Origin of the sequence: Microbacterium wangchenii, assembly GCF_004564355.1 — a bacterium.
GTDB lineage: Bacteria > Actinomycetota > Actinomycetes > Actinomycetales > Microbacteriaceae > Microbacterium > Microbacterium wangchenii.
Genome location: NZ_CP038266.1, coordinates 1,491,214 through 1,505,225, shown reverse-complemented (window position 1 = coordinate 1,505,225; position 14,012 = coordinate 1,491,214). Strand labels below are relative to the sequence as shown.

Annotated in this window: 14 protein-coding genes; 1 reads left to right on the top strand and 13 read right to left on the bottom strand. The window is 70.5% G+C overall.

Annotated features, from left to right (window positions below; genetic code table 11):
- Positions 1 to 14 precede the first annotated feature (14 nt).
- The 4 genes from nrdR to dnaE all read right to left on the bottom strand — a co-directional run bounded on the left by nrdR (position 15) and on the right by dnaE (position 6,729).
- Positions 15 to 491, bottom strand: coding sequence for a transcriptional regulator NrdR (gene nrdR, locus E4K62_RS07095; protein ID WP_135065423.1), 477 nt, complete (start codon positions 489 to 491; stop codon positions 15 to 17).
- Between the two features lie 25 nt (positions 492 to 516).
- The gene (gene hisD / locus E4K62_RS07090) at positions 517 to 1,845 is read right to left on the bottom strand and encodes a histidinol dehydrogenase (RefSeq protein ID WP_135065420.1); all 1,329 of its coding nucleotides are present in this window, start codon (positions 1,843 to 1,845) and stop codon (positions 517 to 519) included.
- Positions 1,846 to 1,892: 47 nt separating this feature from the next.
- Complete coding sequence (locus E4K62_RS18865; RefSeq protein WP_240742849.1) at positions 1,893 to 3,101, bottom strand: hypothetical protein; 1,209 nt, start codon at positions 3,099 to 3,101, stop codon at positions 1,893 to 1,895.
- A gap of 85 nt (positions 3,102 to 3,186) precedes the next feature.
- The gene (dnaE, locus tag E4K62_RS07080) at positions 3,187 to 6,729 is read right to left on the bottom strand and encodes a DNA polymerase III subunit alpha (RefSeq protein ID WP_135065417.1); all 3,543 of its coding nucleotides are present in this window, start codon (positions 6,727 to 6,729) and stop codon (positions 3,187 to 3,189) included.
- 39 nt (positions 6,730 to 6,768) lie between these two features.
- On the opposite strand from dnaE, the gene E4K62_RS07075 reads away from it, so the two are divergent.
- Positions 6,769 to 7,242 (top strand): NUDIX hydrolase, encoded by a 474-nt coding sequence (locus tag E4K62_RS07075; RefSeq protein WP_135065414.1) that lies wholly within the window; start codon positions 6,769 to 6,771, stop codon positions 7,240 to 7,242.
- Here the strand turns inward: E4K62_RS07075 and E4K62_RS07070 are convergent.
- The 9 genes from E4K62_RS07070 to E4K62_RS07030 all read right to left on the bottom strand — a co-directional run bounded on the left by E4K62_RS07070 (position 7,239) and on the right by E4K62_RS07030 (position 14,009).
- On the bottom strand, positions 7,239 to 7,808 hold the full coding sequence (locus tag E4K62_RS07070) for a GNAT family N-acetyltransferase (RefSeq protein ID WP_135065411.1): 570 nt from the start codon (positions 7,806 to 7,808) through the stop codon (positions 7,239 to 7,241). The genes E4K62_RS07075 and E4K62_RS07070 overlap by 4 nt on opposite strands.
- Before the next feature lie 130 nt (positions 7,809 to 7,938).
- Positions 7,939 to 8,862 carry an RluA family pseudouridine synthase gene (locus tag E4K62_RS07065; protein WP_135065408.1) on the bottom strand — a complete coding sequence of 308 codons (924 nt, stop codon included), beginning with the start codon at positions 8,860 to 8,862 and terminating at the stop codon, positions 7,939 to 7,941.
- On the bottom strand, positions 8,862 to 9,491 hold the full coding sequence (gene lspA, locus E4K62_RS07060; RefSeq protein ID WP_135065405.1) for a signal peptidase II: 630 nt from the start codon (positions 9,489 to 9,491) through the stop codon (positions 8,862 to 8,864). The genes E4K62_RS07065 and lspA overlap by 1 nt, the downstream gene beginning before the upstream one ends.
- Positions 9,492 to 9,500: 9 nt before the next feature.
- Positions 9,501 to 10,100 (bottom strand): DivIVA domain-containing protein, encoded by a 600-nt coding sequence (locus E4K62_RS07055; protein WP_135065402.1) that lies wholly within the window; start codon positions 10,098 to 10,100, stop codon positions 9,501 to 9,503.
- A 115-nt stretch (positions 10,101 to 10,215) separates the two neighbouring features.
- Positions 10,216 to 10,518 (bottom strand): YggT family protein, encoded by a 303-nt coding sequence (locus tag E4K62_RS07050; protein WP_135065399.1) that lies wholly within the window; start codon positions 10,516 to 10,518, stop codon positions 10,216 to 10,218.
- 6 nt (positions 10,519 to 10,524) lie between these two features.
- Complete coding sequence (locus E4K62_RS07045; RefSeq protein WP_135065396.1) at positions 10,525 to 10,983, bottom strand: cell division protein SepF; 459 nt, start codon at positions 10,981 to 10,983, stop codon at positions 10,525 to 10,527.
- 31 nt (positions 10,984 to 11,014) lie between these two features.
- The gene (locus E4K62_RS07040; protein ID WP_135065393.1) at positions 11,015 to 11,704 is read right to left on the bottom strand and encodes a YggS family pyridoxal phosphate-dependent enzyme; all 690 of its coding nucleotides are present in this window, start codon (positions 11,702 to 11,704) and stop codon (positions 11,015 to 11,017) included.
- 65 nt (positions 11,705 to 11,769) lie between these two features.
- Positions 11,770 to 12,945, bottom strand: a complete 1,176-nt coding sequence (ftsZ, locus tag E4K62_RS07035) for a cell division protein FtsZ (RefSeq protein ID WP_135065390.1) — start codon at positions 12,943 to 12,945, stop codon at positions 11,770 to 11,772.
- A 146-nt stretch (positions 12,946 to 13,091) separates the two neighbouring features.
- A complete protein-coding gene (locus E4K62_RS07030) occupies positions 13,092 to 14,009 on the bottom strand; it encodes an FtsQ-type POTRA domain-containing protein (RefSeq protein WP_135065387.1) in 918 nt (305 codons plus the stop codon).
- Between the last annotated feature and the right edge of the window lie 3 nt (positions 14,010 to 14,012).

The window sequence follows — 14,012 nt, the reverse complement described above, 5'->3', positions numbered from 1 at the left end:
ATTCGGCGACCGCGCTATTCGGCGAGCGAGGCGGCGCGGCGGGCGGAGTGGTCGGCGCGCAGCAGCCCGATCGCGGTCTCGAAGTCCTCCAGCGACTCGAACGCCTGGTACACGCTGGCGAACCGCAGGTACGCGACCTCGTCCAGCTCACGGAGCGGACCGAGGATCGCCAGGCCGATCTCGTTCGCCTCCACCTGCGAGGCGCCCGTCTGGCGCACGGCCTCCTCGACGCGCTGGGCCAGCATCGCGAGGTCGGCCTCGGTGACCGGCCGCCCCTGGCACGCCTTGCGGACGCCCGACATGACCTTCTCGCGGCTGAACGGCTCGACGACACCCGAACGCTTGATGACGTTCAGGCTCGCCGTCTCGACGGTCGAGAAGCGTCCGCCGCACTCGGGGCACTGGCGGCGGCGGCGGATGCTGAGGCCGTCGTCGCTCGTGCGGGAATCGATGACGCGGGAATCGGGATGACGGCAGAAAGGGCAATGCATGGCATCGACAGACTACGCGACGAGGTCACCCCTCGTGCGGCCCCGCATCCCCGGAGACTTGGAAGCGCGCAGTGACCGCCTCGCCGTGGGCGGGCAGGGCCTCGGCTTCGGCGAGGGCCACGATGGCCTCGCTGACGACCGACAGCGCGTCGCGGTCGTACTCGATGACCTGCTGAGGGCGCAGGAACGTCGCCGCCGACAGCCCGGCGGCATAGCGTGCCTGACCCCCCGTGGGCAGCACGTGGTTGCTGCCGGCGAGGTAGTCCCCGAGGCTCACGGGCGTGTACGGGCCGACGAAGACGGCGCCGGCGTGCACGAACCGCTCCGGATGCGGGTCGGCCATGTGCAGCTCGAGGTGCTCCGGCGCGTACGCGTTGCTGAAGGCGACGGCGCCGTCGGCGTCGTCGACGAGCACGATCGCCGACTGCGGTCCGCCGAGGGCGGCCTGCACCCGTTCGGAGTGCCGCGTGCGCCGGGCCCGCGCGGCCACGGCATCCGCCACCGCATCGGCCAGCTCGGGTGAATCCGTCACGAGCACGGCGGATGCCTGCTCGTCGTGCTCGGCCTGGCTCACCAGGTCGGCGGCGACGAGGTCGGCGTCGGCCGTGGCATCGGCCACGACGAGGATCTCGGTTGCTCCGGCTTCGGAGTCGGTGCCGACGCGGCCGGCGACGGCGCGCTTGGCGGATGCGACGAAGTTGTTCCCGGGCCCGGTGACGACGTCGACCGGTTCCAGGCCCAGCGACGGCACGCCGGAGGCGAACGCGCCGATCGCGCCGGCACCGCCCATCGCGTAGACCTCCGTGACGCCCAGCAGGTGCGCGGCGGCGAGGATGACCGGGTGCACACGGCCGCCGAACTCGCGCTGCGGGGGCGAGGCGAGCGCGACCTCGTCCACACCCGCGACCTGGGCCGGCACGACGTTCATGACGACGCTGGAGGGGTACACCGCCTTGCCGCCGGGCACGTACACGCCCACGCGCCGCACCGGCTGCCAGCGCTGCGTCACGCGCGCACCGGGGCCGAGCTCGGTGGTCACGGGCGGAGGCACCTGGGCTGCCGAGGCCTGCCGGACGCGCCGGATCGCCTCCTCCAGCGCCGCGCGCACCGTGGGATCCAGCGTCGCGACGGCTTCGGTCAGGTGTATCTCCGGAACGCGGACGGCGTGGCCACTGACGCCGTCGAAGCGTTCGGCCTGCTCCCGCAGGGCGGTCTCGCCACGCTCGGCGACGTCGGCGACGATCGCCGCGGCCGTCGCGAGGGCTTCATCGCGGGCGTCTGCCGCGCGCGGGACGGCCTCCAGAAGCTCGGCTGCGGTGAGGGCGCGACCGCGGAGATCGATGGTGCGAAGCATCCCTCCAGGCTACCGCGCGCCCTCCCCGCCGATGATGCGCGTCCGGGTCAGCCGCGGGTCACGCCGCTGACGTCGTGCAGGTAGCCGATGCGGCCGTCCTCGTGGCGCACGACGAAGACCTCGCCGCGGTCTTCGAGCACGAGCGCCCACGCGGTCGGGCCGATGCGGAACAGCGGAGCGCCGTACTCGTCGACCACGTCGCGCTCCACCGGAACGAGCGCCCAGAATGCCTGCTGCTGCGCCGGGGCGCTGTGCGAGGCGGATGCGACGGTGTCGTCGGTGGCCGTCCACTCCTGCGTCTGCGTGCCGGTCGCCGCGGGTGCCTGCTCGTCGCGCAGCGGGGCGAACACGTCGGTGTCGTAGGAGCCGGTGTCCTGCTGCGCGGCCGCCGGCTGCGCAGCGGCGTCGCCGGCCGTGTCGTGCGCGGCGGCAGGCTGCGGAGCGTCGTAAGACGTGGTGGGCGCGGCCGCCGGGTCGTAGGCGTGCTGCGGTCCGCCGCCGAACGCGGTTCCGTCGACGGGGGCGGGGACGGGGGCGTGCGCGGTCTGCTGGCGTGCGGGGCGCTCGCGGACCGGCCGCGGGGTGACCGCGCGGACGGGCCGTGCGTTGCGGTGGGCGGGCGCCTCGGGGCGGCCCTGGAAGTCCTGCTCGAGCACCGGGATGATCGGGGCGAACACGGTCAGCGCGACGCCGGCGAGCATGAGCACGACCTCGACCCACACGACCCACGAGCGCGTCCAGAAGTCGGTCTCGATCGCGATGGCGATCGTGTCCCACAGCCACGTCAGCCACACCAACGCGGCCACCGAGAACGCCACGGAGGCGAACTGGTCGATGCCGAGCGATCCGACGCGGCGGATGCCCTGCGGCGAGAGGCGACGCAGCACCAGGAGGAACACGGCGACGGTGGGCAGCCCGATCGCGAGGATCCAGGACAGGCCCGAGACCCACACGTTGTCGCCGCCGAAGAGCGGGCGCGCGTTGCCCCCGACGATGTTGAGCGGGAAGAAGGAGATGACGAAGGCCACCAGCCACACGCCGGTGAGTGCGACCTCACGGATGGTGAACGGTCCGACGCCGTACTGCGGCGGGTTCTCCTGGTCGGCTCCGCGGCTGTCGTCAGCCTGCGCAGGCGGTGCGTCGGCGGCCGACGCCTCGGTGGTCGTCGCCTCGGCGCCGGGGCCGTCGGCGGCCACAGCATCCTCGCGGGCGGGCGCGCGGGCGATGGTGGTGTCGTCCAGTTCGGGGTCAGTCACGATGGTCCTCTCCAAGGGGGCGGGGATGATCCTACTCAGGGTCGGCGGCGCATCGCAGGATCGCACCGCCGGTTGACAGCGGAGCTCAGCCCAGGCAGTTGGGGCCGAGCAGTCCCTTGAGTTCGCCGTACAGGTCGGCGGTCACCCGCACCGGATGCGGTACTTCGAACACCTTCGCGGTGCCCGACTTGTGGAGCTTGAGGGTCACCTCAGTCTCGCCGCGGTGACGGTGAAGGGTCTGCAGGAGTTCGCCCACGAGATCTTCGCTGGCGCGCTGCTCGGGCAGGATCAGCACGAGCGGACCCGACTCGTCCAGGGCCCCCAGGTCGGGCGAGAACGCCGACTGCGCGTGCAGGTTGAGGCCGTCGTCGCGCCGTGACACGCGCCCCCGCACGACGAGGATGGCATCGGCCTGCAGCACCGGCGAGAACTCCTGGTAGGTCTTGCCCATGAACATCACGGTGACCTCGCCGTTGAAGTCCTCGACGGTGATCATGCCGTATGGATTGCCGCTCTGCTTGGCCACGCGGTGCTGCACGGAGGTGACCAGTCCGGCGATCGTGACCTGGTCGCCGTCCTGGACGTCCTCCGAGGAGAGGAGGTCGTGGATGCCGATCGAGGCGTGCTTGGCCAGCGCCACCTCCAGGCCGGCGAGCGGGTGATCGGAGACGTACAGCCCGAGCATCTCCCGCTCGAAAGCGAGCTTGTCCTTCTTCGTCCACTCGGGGCGGTCGGGGACCTTGGCCACCTGGTGCGGCTCGTCCCACAGCGAGTCGAAGTCGAAGCCGACCTCGCCGTTGGCCTCGCGGCGCTTGTCGAGGACGGCCCCCTCCGTCGCATCCTCGTGGATCTCCAGCAGCGCGCGCCGCGTGGCGCCGAGGGAGTCGTACGCACCGGCCTTGATGAGCGATTCCACGGTGCGCTTGTTGGCCACGTGCAGCGGGACCTTGGCGAGGAAGTCGTGGAAGGAGGTGAACGGCGCCTCCTGACGGGCCGTGACGATCCCGTCCACGACGTTGGCCCCCACGTTACGCACGGCGCCCAGGCCGAAGCGGATGTCTTCACCGACGGCGGCGAAGAAGCGGATCGACTCGTTGACGTCGGGCGGGAGCACGCGGATGCCCATGCGGCGGCACTCGTTCAGGTACACCGCCATCTTGTCCTTCGAATCGCCCACGCTCGTCAGCAGCGCCGCCATGTACTCGGCGGGATAGTGCGACTTCAGGTACGCCGTCCAGTAGGAGACGAGCCCGTACGCGGCGGAGTGCGCCTTGTTGAAGGCGTAGTCGGAGAAGGGCAGCAGGATGTCCCACAGCGACTTGATGGCGGCCTCGCCGAAGCCGCGCGCGACCATGCCTCCGTGGAAGCCCTCGTACTGCTTGTCCAGCTCGGACTTCTTCTTCTTACCCATCGCGCGGCGCAGGATGTCTGCCTGACCGAGCGAGAACCCGGCGACGCGCTGGGCGATCGCCATGACCTGCTCCTGATAGATGATCAGGCCGTAGGTGGTGTCGAGGATGTCCTTGAGCGGCTCCTCCAGTTCGGGATGGATCGGGGTGATCTCCTGCTGGCCGTTCTTGCGCAGCGCGTAGTTGATGTGGGAGTTGGCGCCCATGGGGCCCGGGCGGTACAGCGCGATGACGGCGGAGATGTCTTCGAAGTTGTCCGGCTTCATCAGGCGCAGGAGGGAGCGCATCGGCCCGCCGTCGAGCTGGAAAACGCCGAGCGTGTCGCCGCGGGAGAGCAGGTCGTAGGAGGCCTGGTCATCCAGCGGCAGATCCTCCAGCACGAGGTCCTGACCGCGGTTGGCCTTGATGTTGTCGACCGCGTCGTTGATGATCGTGAGGTTGCGCAGCCCCAGGAAGTCCATCTTGATGAGGCCGAGCGACTCGCACGCGGGATAGTCGAACTGCGTGACGATCTGGCCGTCCTGCTCGCGCCGCATGATCGGGATGATGTCGATGAGCGGTTCGCTCGACATGATCACGCCGGCCGCGTGCACGCCCCACTGGCGCTTGAGGTTCTCCAGCCCCACGGCGGTGTCAAAGACCGTCTTGGCCTCGGGATCCGTCTCGATGAGGGTGCGGAACTCCCCCGCCTCCTTGTAACGCGGGTGCTCCTTGTTGAACATGCCGTCCAGCGGCATGTCCTTGCCCATGACCGCCGGCGGCATGGCCTTGGTGAGCTTCTCCCCCATGCTGAAGGGGAACCCCAGCACGCGCCCGGCGTCCTTGAGGGCCTGCTTGGCCTTGATGGTGCCGTACGTGACGATCTGCGCGACGCGCTCGTCGCCGTACTTCTCGGTGACGTACTGGATGACCTCGCCACGGCGGCGGTCGTCGAAGTCGACGTCGAAGTCGGGCATCGACACGCGATCGGGGTTGAGGAAGCGCTCGAAGATGAGCCCGTGCTGCAGCGGATCGAGGTCGGTGATGCGCATCGCGTACGCCGCCATCGAGCCGGCGCCGGATCCGCGGCCGGGACCCACACGGATGCCGTTGTCCTTGGCCCAGTTGATGAAGTCGGCGACGACGAGGAAGTACCCCGGGAAGCCCATCTGGGTGATGACGCCGGTCTCGTACTCGGCCTGCCGGCGGACGTCGGCGGGGATGCCGTCGGGGTAGCGGAACTCGAGGCCCTTCTCGACCTCCTTGATGAACCACGACTCCTCGGTCTCCCCCGCCGGAACGGGGAAGCGCGGCATGTAGTTCGCCGACGTGTTGAACTCCACGTCGCACCGCTCGGCGATCAGCAGCGTGCTGTCGCAGGCCTCGGGATGGTCGCGGAAGATCTGGCGCATCTCGGCCGGGGACTTCACGTAGTACCCGTCGCCGTCGAACTTGAACCGCTTCGGGTCGTCGAGCGTGGATCCCGACTGCACGCACAGCAGGGCGGCGTGGCTGGTGGCGTCGTGCTGGTGGGTGTAGTGCAGGTCGTTGGTGCCCACGAGCGGGATGTCGAGGTCTTTGGCGATCTTCAGCAGATCGCCCATGACGCGCCGCTCGATGGAGAGGCCGTGATCCATGATCTCGGCGAAGTAGTTCTCCTTGCCGAAGATGTCCTGGAACTCCGCCGCGGCCGCTCGTGCGGCGTCGTACTGACCGAGCCGCAGCCGCGTCTGCACCTCGCCGGAGGGGCACCCCGTCGTGGCGATGAGCCCCTTGCTGTAGGTCTGCAGCAGCTCGCGGTCCATGCGCGGCTTGAAGTAGTACCCCTCGATGGAGGCCTTGCTGGAGAGCCGGAAGAGGTTGTGCATGCCCTCGGTCGTCTCCGAGAGCAGCGTCATGTGCGTGTACGCGCCGGAGCCGGACACGTCGTCGCTGCTCTGCTCCGGCGTGCCCCAGCGCACGCGCGCCTTATCGGCACGGTGGGTGCCGGGGGTCACGTACGCCTCGATGCCGATGATCGGCTTGATGCCGGCATCCTTGGCGGTCTTGTAGAACTCGTACGCGGCGAAGGTGTTCCCGTGGTCGGTGACCGCGATCGCCGGCATCCCCTGGCGGACGGCCTCCTGGACCATCGGCCCGATGCGGGCGGCTCCGTCGAGCATCGAGTACTCGCTGTGCACATGGAGGTGAACGAAGGAGTCGGATGCCACGGAGTCGAGTCTACGTTCGGGGACCGACATGGTAGCTGCGGCGATGCGCGCGCCGCCTAGGGTGGAACCATGGCCACGCCCGAGTTCGTCCTGTCGCTGCGCGAGAAGATCGGGCACGATCCGCTGCCGCTGGTCGGGGTCACCGCGATCGTCTTCCGCGACGAGAAGGTGCTGATCGGCAAGCGGGCCGACAACGGCAGTTGGCAGCCGGTCTCGGGGATCGTGGACCCGGGCGAGGAGCCGGCGGATGCGGCGGTGCGGGAGTGCCGCGAGGAGGCCGGCGTCACCGTCCGCGCGACGCGCCTCGCCCTCGTGCAGCAGGTCCCGCGCATCACGTACGCCAACGGCGACCAGGTCGACTACCTCGACCTGGTCTTCCGGTGCGACTGGGTGTCGGGTGAGCCCCATCCGGCCGACGGCGAGCTCACCGAGGTCGGCTTCTACGGTCTGGGCGAACTGACGGATGTCGCCCAGGAGCACGTGCGCAAGATCGCCCTCGCCGTCGCGGAGGACGATCCGGCCTCCTTCGCCGGAGGGCGTTAGAGCGGCAGGCGCATCAGCACGCGCGGGAAACCATCCAGGCGCGATCCTGTCTCGGCCGCGACGGTGAACCCGGCTTTCTCGAACAGCGCCCTCGTGCCGACGTACGCCATCGTGAGGTTCACCTTCTCGCCGCCGTTGTCCACCGGGTAACCCTCCACCGCCGGTGCGCCGTGGGCGCGGGCGAACTCGACGGCACCGGCCAGGAGAGCGTGCGAGATGCCGGTGCCGCGATGGCCGGGGCGCACGCGGATGCACCACACCGACCACACCGGGAGGTCGTCGACGTGCGGGATCAGCCGGGCGGTCGCGAACGTCGTGTCGGCGCGGGGTGCCACCCCGGCCCATCCCACCACCTCACCGCCGTCGTAGGCGAGCACGCCGGGGGCGACGTCGCGGGCGCACAGCTCCCGCACGTACGCGCCGCGCGCCTCACCGACCAGCTCGCAGTTGAGCCGGCTCGGGATGCGGTAGCTCAAGCACCAGCACACGTTCGCGTCCGGCCGCTTGGGACCCACCATCGTCGCCACATCGTCGAAGGTCGACGCGGGCCGCACGTCCACTGTCATGCCCGCAGTGTGACATCCCCCTCCGACACCTCGCTCACCGGGGTCGGAGCATGCCGCGGAGGTCGGACGATGCGCGCGGCATCCTCCGACCTGCGTGCGATCCTCCGACCGGGCGAAGAGCGCCGACGCGTCAGTCGGCGCGCAGGAGGTCGAGCGCGTGCTGCAGGTCGGGCGGATACGGCGAGGTGAAGGTGCTCCACTCCCCCGTCGCGGGATGGGCGAAGGCCAGCTGACGGGCGTGCAGCCACTGGCGGGTGAGGCCGAGCCGGGCCGAGAGCGTCGGGTCGGCGCCGTAGAGGGGATCGCCGACGCACGGATGGCGGTGCGCGGCCATGTGCACGCGGATCTGATGCGTGCGCCCGGTCTCCAGGTGGATCTCCAGCAGCGCGGCGCCGGGGAACGCCTCGAGCGTCTCGTAGTGCGTGACGGAGTCCTTGCCGGCGGGGGTGACCGCGAACTTCCACGAGTGCGTGGGATGCCGCCCGATCGGTGCGTCGATCGTCCCGGCCAGCGGATCGGGGTGCCCCTGCACGACGGCGTGGTAGATCTTCTCCACCTCGCGCTCCTTGAACGCGCGCTTGAGCGCGGTGTAGGCGCGTTCGGTCTTGGCCACGACCATGAGCCCGCTCGTGCCGACGTCCAGGCGGTGCACCACGCCACGCCGCTCGGCGGCGCCGCTGGTGGCGATGCGGAAGCCGGCCGCCGCCAGTGCGCCGAGGACCGTCGGCCCCTCCCACCCCATGGAGGGGTGCGCGGCCACGCCGGCGGGCTTGTCGACGACGACGATGTCGTCGTCGTCGTAGACGATCCCTAGGTCGGCCACGGCGACGGGGACGATCTCGGGCTCGCGCTTGGGCGTCCACGACACCGTGAGCCATGCGCCCGCGCGCAGCCGGTCGGACTTGCCGAGCGTGCGTCCGTCCTGCTCGACGCCCCCCGCGTCGGCGACCTCGGCCGCGAAGGTCCGAGAGAACCCGAGCATCTTCGCCAGCGCGGCATCCACCCGCGCCCCCTCCAGGCCATCGGGCACCGGCAGGCTTCGTGACTCGGCCATCAGCGGGTGGGCGTGCCGGGGTCGTTGCGATCGGGGTCGGCGGCGGCATCCGGATCGGCGGTCGCCCCCGGATCGGCGGCGGACTCCGGATCGACGGCGGCCTCCGCCTCGGCGCGGGTCTCGCGGGTGCCGTCCAGGCGCAGCCCCAGCAGCACCAGCAGCGCGACGCAGATCATCATGGTCACGATGAAGATGTCGGCGACGTTGTAGATCGCGGGCATCATCCACGGCGTGGAGATGAAGTCGACCACGTGCCCGACCGGGAACCCCGGCGCGCGCAGCAGGCGGTCGGTGAGGTTGCCCAGCACGCCGCCCAGGAGCAGACCCAGGATGACCGCCCACGCGCGCGAGGTCACGCGCGTGAGTGCCAGCCACACGATACCGACGGCCACTGCGGCCAGCGCGATCGTGAACAGCCACGTGACGCTCTCTCCGAGGGAGAAGGCGGCGCCGGGGTTTCGGACGAGGTAGAACTGCAGGAACTCGCCGAGAACGGGCACCGGCTCTTCCGGTGGAAGATCGGCGATCGCGAGGATCTTCGTGAACTGGTCGGCGGCCAGCACCGTCACCGCGAGGATCGCGATGAGGGTGCCGGCCGCCGCCTTACGCAGGGGTGTCCGGCTGCGCACCGTCCGGGCCTAGAGACCGATCGCCGAGACCGGGGTGGATCCGGACGGCGTTGCGGTGGTGTCGAGGTCGCGGAGCTTGCCCTCGATGTAGCTGCGCAGCTGGGCGCGGTAGTCGCGCTCGAACGCGTTGAGCTCGGAGATGCGACCCTCCAGCACGACGCGCTCCTTCTCCAGGCGCGCGATCTCGTCGCGGCCCTTGGCCTCGGCCTCGGCGACGATGGCCGCCGCGCGGGACTGCGCCTCGGAGATGAGCTGGTCACGCTGCGCCTTGCCCTCGGCGACGTGCTCGTCATGCAGGCGCTGGGCGAGCTCGATGATGCCGGCGGAGGTGGACGCGGGGTCGCCGGAGGTGGCGGGAGCGGGGGCGGGAACCTCCGACACCACCGTCTCGGCCGGGGCCTCGGCGGCCGGCTGCTCGGCGGCGGCGGGCTGCTCGCCCGACTCGTACGCGGCGAGCTTGGCCTTCAGTTCCTCGTTCTCGGCGAGGGCCTTGCGCCACTCGACGACGATCTCGTCGAGGAAGTCGTCGACCTCGTCGGGGTCGAAGCCCTCCTTGAACCGGACGTGCTGGAACTGCTTGGTGACGACGTCATCGGGGGTCAATGCCATGGTGGTTCCTCTTTCGAGAGCTGGTCGCTGGCCGGTTCGGACGGCGCTGCGGGCCGTGCGTGCTTCGAGCAAGCATAGTCCGCGGCTCCGGAGGCTGTCGAAGCCCCCTGGCCGTTCAGCCTGCGGCCAGCGAACGGGTGACGCCCAGCAGCACGAAGCACAGCAGCATCGTCAGTGCGAAGGCGAAGTCGATCGCGACGGGGCCGACCCGCAGCGGAGGGATGAAGCGACGGAACAGCTTGATCGGCGGGTCGGTCACGGTGTAGACCACCTCGGCGGCGACGAGCGCCGCTCCCCGAGGCCGCCACGAACGATTGAACATCGGGATGTACTCCAGCACGAGCCGCACCAGCAGCGCGATCACGTACAGGAACAGCAGCGCGTTGAGGACCGTCGCGACCAGGCGCAACACTTCCACGATCGGTTACGGCTGAGCGAACGCGACGGACTCGGGGTCCGCCTGCGCGAGCGCGCCATCGCCGGAGACGGCGATGTTCTCGGGAGAGAGCAGGAACACCTTGCTGGTGACCCGCTCGATCCGGCCGTACAGCCCCATCGACAGACCGCTCGCGAAATCGATCAGGCGGCGCGCGTCGGCGTCGCTCATCTGCGACAGGTTGATGATGACCGGAACGCCCTCGCGGAAGCTCTCGGCGATCACCTGCGCGTCGCGGTACTGCTTGGGGTGCACCGTCAGGATCTCGCTGACCGGCCCGGGGGTGGGCTGTCGCACCACCGAGGGCCGATGGATCGGCGTGATGGGTGCGGCCTTCTCGACGGCCTGTGGCTTGCGGCTCGTAGGCTGCGTCGCCGGCTCGTCGAAGGTTTCCTCTTCGTCCGCGAGGCCCAGGTACACCATCGTCTTCTTGAGCGGGTTCGACATCGCATCCTCCGTTCGCTCGTCTGTTCCGAGGCTAGCCGCGCACGGGCCTCGGACCCGTGATTGCCGAGCCGATCCGCAGGTGTGTCGCGCCCATCGCGACCGCCTCGGGGTAATCGCCGGTCATTCCGGCCGAGATCCAGTCCGCATCGGGCACGACGCGCCGCACGGCCTCTGCAGCCCCGCGCAGGCGCTCGAAGGCACGGGCGGGCTGCTCGTCCAGCGGAGCGACGGCCATGACCCCGCGCAGGCGCAGCGTCGGGCAGCCGGCGACATGCGCGGCGAGGGATTCCGCCTCGCCCGGGGCGACGCCGCCGCGCCCGGTGTCGTCGGTGAGGTTCACCTGCACGAGCACGTCCAGCAGGTCGCCCTCCTCGGGCGCCGCCGCATCCAGGGAATCGGCCAGGCGCGCGCGATCGACCGAGTGCACCGCCGAGGCGACGGCGCGGATGGCGCGGGCCTTGTTCGTCTGCGCCTGCCCGATGAAATGCCACTTCAGGCCGGGCAGCGCGCCCACCTCGGTGGCCTTCGCCGACAGCTCCTGCTGCCGGTTCTCCCCCACGTCGCGCACGCCCAGGTCGTACAGGTCGGTCACCAGGCGCGCGGGGTGGAACTTCGTCACCACGATTCGGGTGATGCCGCCCGGGTCCCTTCCGGCAGCACGGGCGGATGCGGCGATCCCCTCGTCGACGGCGGCCAGACGCTCGGCCAGTGCGGTGTCCATATGCCCTCCCGGCAGACGACGAGGCGGGCCCGGGGCATGCCGGGCCCGCCTCGTTCGATCGGTTCCTACTTCAGGAAGTCGGGGATGTCGAGATCGTCGTCGCCGAACGCGGAGTCGTAGGCCGGCTCCGGCATCCGCGCCGCGACGGGCACCGACTCCCGGGCCACCTGCTTCTCCTCCGCCGCCGATGCGGGCGCCGACGCCGAGGCGAGCGGGTCCTCCACCGGAAGCGGCGGCAGGACGGGCGTCGCGGGGCGCTGCGCGGCCCCCACGGCGTCCAGGCGCAGCGAGGGCTCGCCACCGTCGAAGCCGGCGGCGATGACCGTGACGCGCACCTCGTCGCCGAGGGTGTCGTCGATGACGGTTCCGAAGATGATGTTGGCCTCGGGGTGCGCGGCCTCCTTCACCAGCTGGGCGGCGTCGTTGATCTCGAAGATGCCGAGGTTCGATCCGCCCTGGATGGACAGCAGCACTCCGTGCGCGCCTTCGATCGACGCTTCCAGCAGCGGCGACTCGACGGCCAGCTCGGCCGCCTTGATCGCCCGGTCGGCACCACGTGCCGATCCGATGCCCATGAGCGCGGATCCCGCACCCTGCATGACCGACTTGACGTCGGCGAAGTCGAGGTTGATCAGTCCGGGGGTGGTGATCAGGTCGGTGATCCCCTGCACACCGGCAAGGAGCACCTGATCGGCGGTGGCGAAGGCCTCGATCATCGAGATGCCGCGGTCGCTGATCTCCAGGAGGCGATCGTTGGGCACGACGATGAGGGTGTCGACCTCTTCCTTGAGCTTTCCGACGCCCGCCTCGGCCTGGCTCTGGCGGCGGCGCCCCTCGAAGGAGAAGGGCTTGGTCACGACACCGATGGTCAGGGCGCCGATCGACTTGGCGATGCGGGCCACGACCGGCGCGCCACCGGTTCCGGTGCCACCACCCTCGCCCGCCGTCACGAACACCATGTCGGCGCCCGCGAGTGCTTCCTCGATCTCCTCGGCGTGGTCTTCCGCGGCGCGACGACCCACCTCGGGGTCGGCACCGGCACCGAGTCCTCGCGTGAGCTCGCGCCCCACATCGAGCTTGACGTCGGCGTCGCTCATGAGCAGCGCCTGCGCGTCGGTGTTGATCGCGATGAACTCCACGCCGCGAAGGCCCAACTCGATCATGCGGTTGACGGCGTTGACGCCACCCCCGCCGACCCCGACGACCTTGATCACGGCGAGGTAGTTCTGGTTCTGGCTCATGCCGGCCTCCATATCCCGAACTTTAAACCTCATCTAGAGGGTTAAAGAATTGCGCGGTATGCAATTCCTGATCTGAACGTAGGTGGATGCGGCGGCGCCGGCGGCAACGGCGCGGGCGTGTCGCGACATCCCCTCACGAACTCGTGTCAGCGCACCACGACGGCCGTCGGCGACGACACGTCGTACACGCTCGTCTGCGCGGGAGGGCGGGCCTGCATCGTCTTGTCCAGCGTGAGCGCCTTCATGGCGGAGTTCTCCGCGCTCCCCCACACCACCGTCGTGTTCGTCGCGCCCAGGGTCAGGGTCACATCGTCCGCGGTGGAGGCGGAGACGGCGGTGACCTGGAGCCGGATGGGCTCGGGCAGCGCGCGCATCACCGTGCCGGCGGCGCGGAAGGCCGGCGAATCCAGCCCGCCCGTGATCGACAGCAGCGGCTGCCCCGACGGGGCCGTCGGCGTGGTGGAGAGGGCGACACCGGCGGCGTCGACAACGGTGAAGCCGGCAGGCGATTCCAGGACGCCGACGGGCGTGCGCTCCACGATCCGCACCACCAGGTCGTGCGGCGGGCGCGCCTCCAGCGTGTACGACTCCACCAGCGGGAACCGCACGAGCGCGGCCTTCACGGCGCTGTCGTCCACGAGCGGCAGTGGCGTGCCGAGCTGTCCCTCGAGCGCCTCCGTGACGGCGGCGGCATCCAGCGCGCTCGTGCCGGCCACCTCGATGCGCTGCACGGCGAACAACGGGCTGTACGCGGCGCCGACCGTGCCCAGCACGAGCAGCGCGACCGATGACGCGACACCGATCCACAGCATCCGCCGCCGGCGCTGGCGCACCGTGAACCGGCGGACCTCTGCCCGCAGCGCGCGCCGGCGGTTGCGCGAGGCACGCCAGACATCGCGGAGGTGCCAGCGTCCGGGCGTCGGTTCCGGCGGCGGCTCGGGCGCCGGGCGCCGCGGTTCTCCCGGCAGGAGCGGGATGATCGGCGCTGGGACCTCGTCCTCGAGGGCCGGCCGGCTCGGGCGCGACTCCGCAGGGGGCGGCGGCAGCGGGTGGGGCCGACGCATCCC

Bases quoted from the DNA above. Each gene is read 5' to 3' on its own strand.
- E4K62_RS07065 (WP_135065408.1), bottom strand. From the start codon at position 8,862: ATGGCCGAGTCACGAAGCCTGCCGGTGCCCGATGGCCTGGAGGGGGCG.
- E4K62_RS07070 (WP_135065411.1), bottom strand. From the start codon at position 7,808: ATGACAGTGGACGTGCGGCCCGCGTCGACCTTCGACGATGTGGCGACG.
- E4K62_RS07030 (WP_135065387.1), bottom strand. From the start codon at position 14,009: ATGCGTCGGCCCCACCCGCTGCCGCCGCCCCCTGCGGAGTCGCGCCCG.
- ftsZ (WP_135065390.1), bottom strand. From the start codon at position 12,945: ATGAGCCAGAACCAGAACTACCTCGCCGTGATCAAGGTCGTCGGGGTC.
- hisD (WP_135065420.1), bottom strand. From the start codon at position 1,845: ATGCTTCGCACCATCGATCTCCGCGGTCGCGCCCTCACCGCAGCCGAG.
- E4K62_RS07075 (WP_135065414.1), top strand. From the start codon at position 6,769: ATGGCCACGCCCGAGTTCGTCCTGTCGCTGCGCGAGAAGATCGGGCAC.
- E4K62_RS07040 (WP_135065393.1), bottom strand. From the start codon at position 11,704: ATGGACACCGCACTGGCCGAGCGTCTGGCCGCCGTCGACGAGGGGATC.
- dnaE (WP_135065417.1), bottom strand. From the start codon at position 6,729: ATGTCGGTCCCCGAACGTAGACTCGACTCCGTGGCATCCGACTCCTTC.
- nrdR (WP_135065423.1), bottom strand. From the start codon at position 491: ATGCATTGCCCTTTCTGCCGTCATCCCGATTCCCGCGTCATCGATTCC.
- E4K62_RS07055 (WP_135065402.1), bottom strand. From the start codon at position 10,100: ATGGCATTGACCCCCGATGACGTCGTCACCAAGCAGTTCCAGCACGTC.
- E4K62_RS07045 (WP_135065396.1), bottom strand. From the start codon at position 10,983: ATGTCGAACCCGCTCAAGAAGACGATGGTGTACCTGGGCCTCGCGGAC.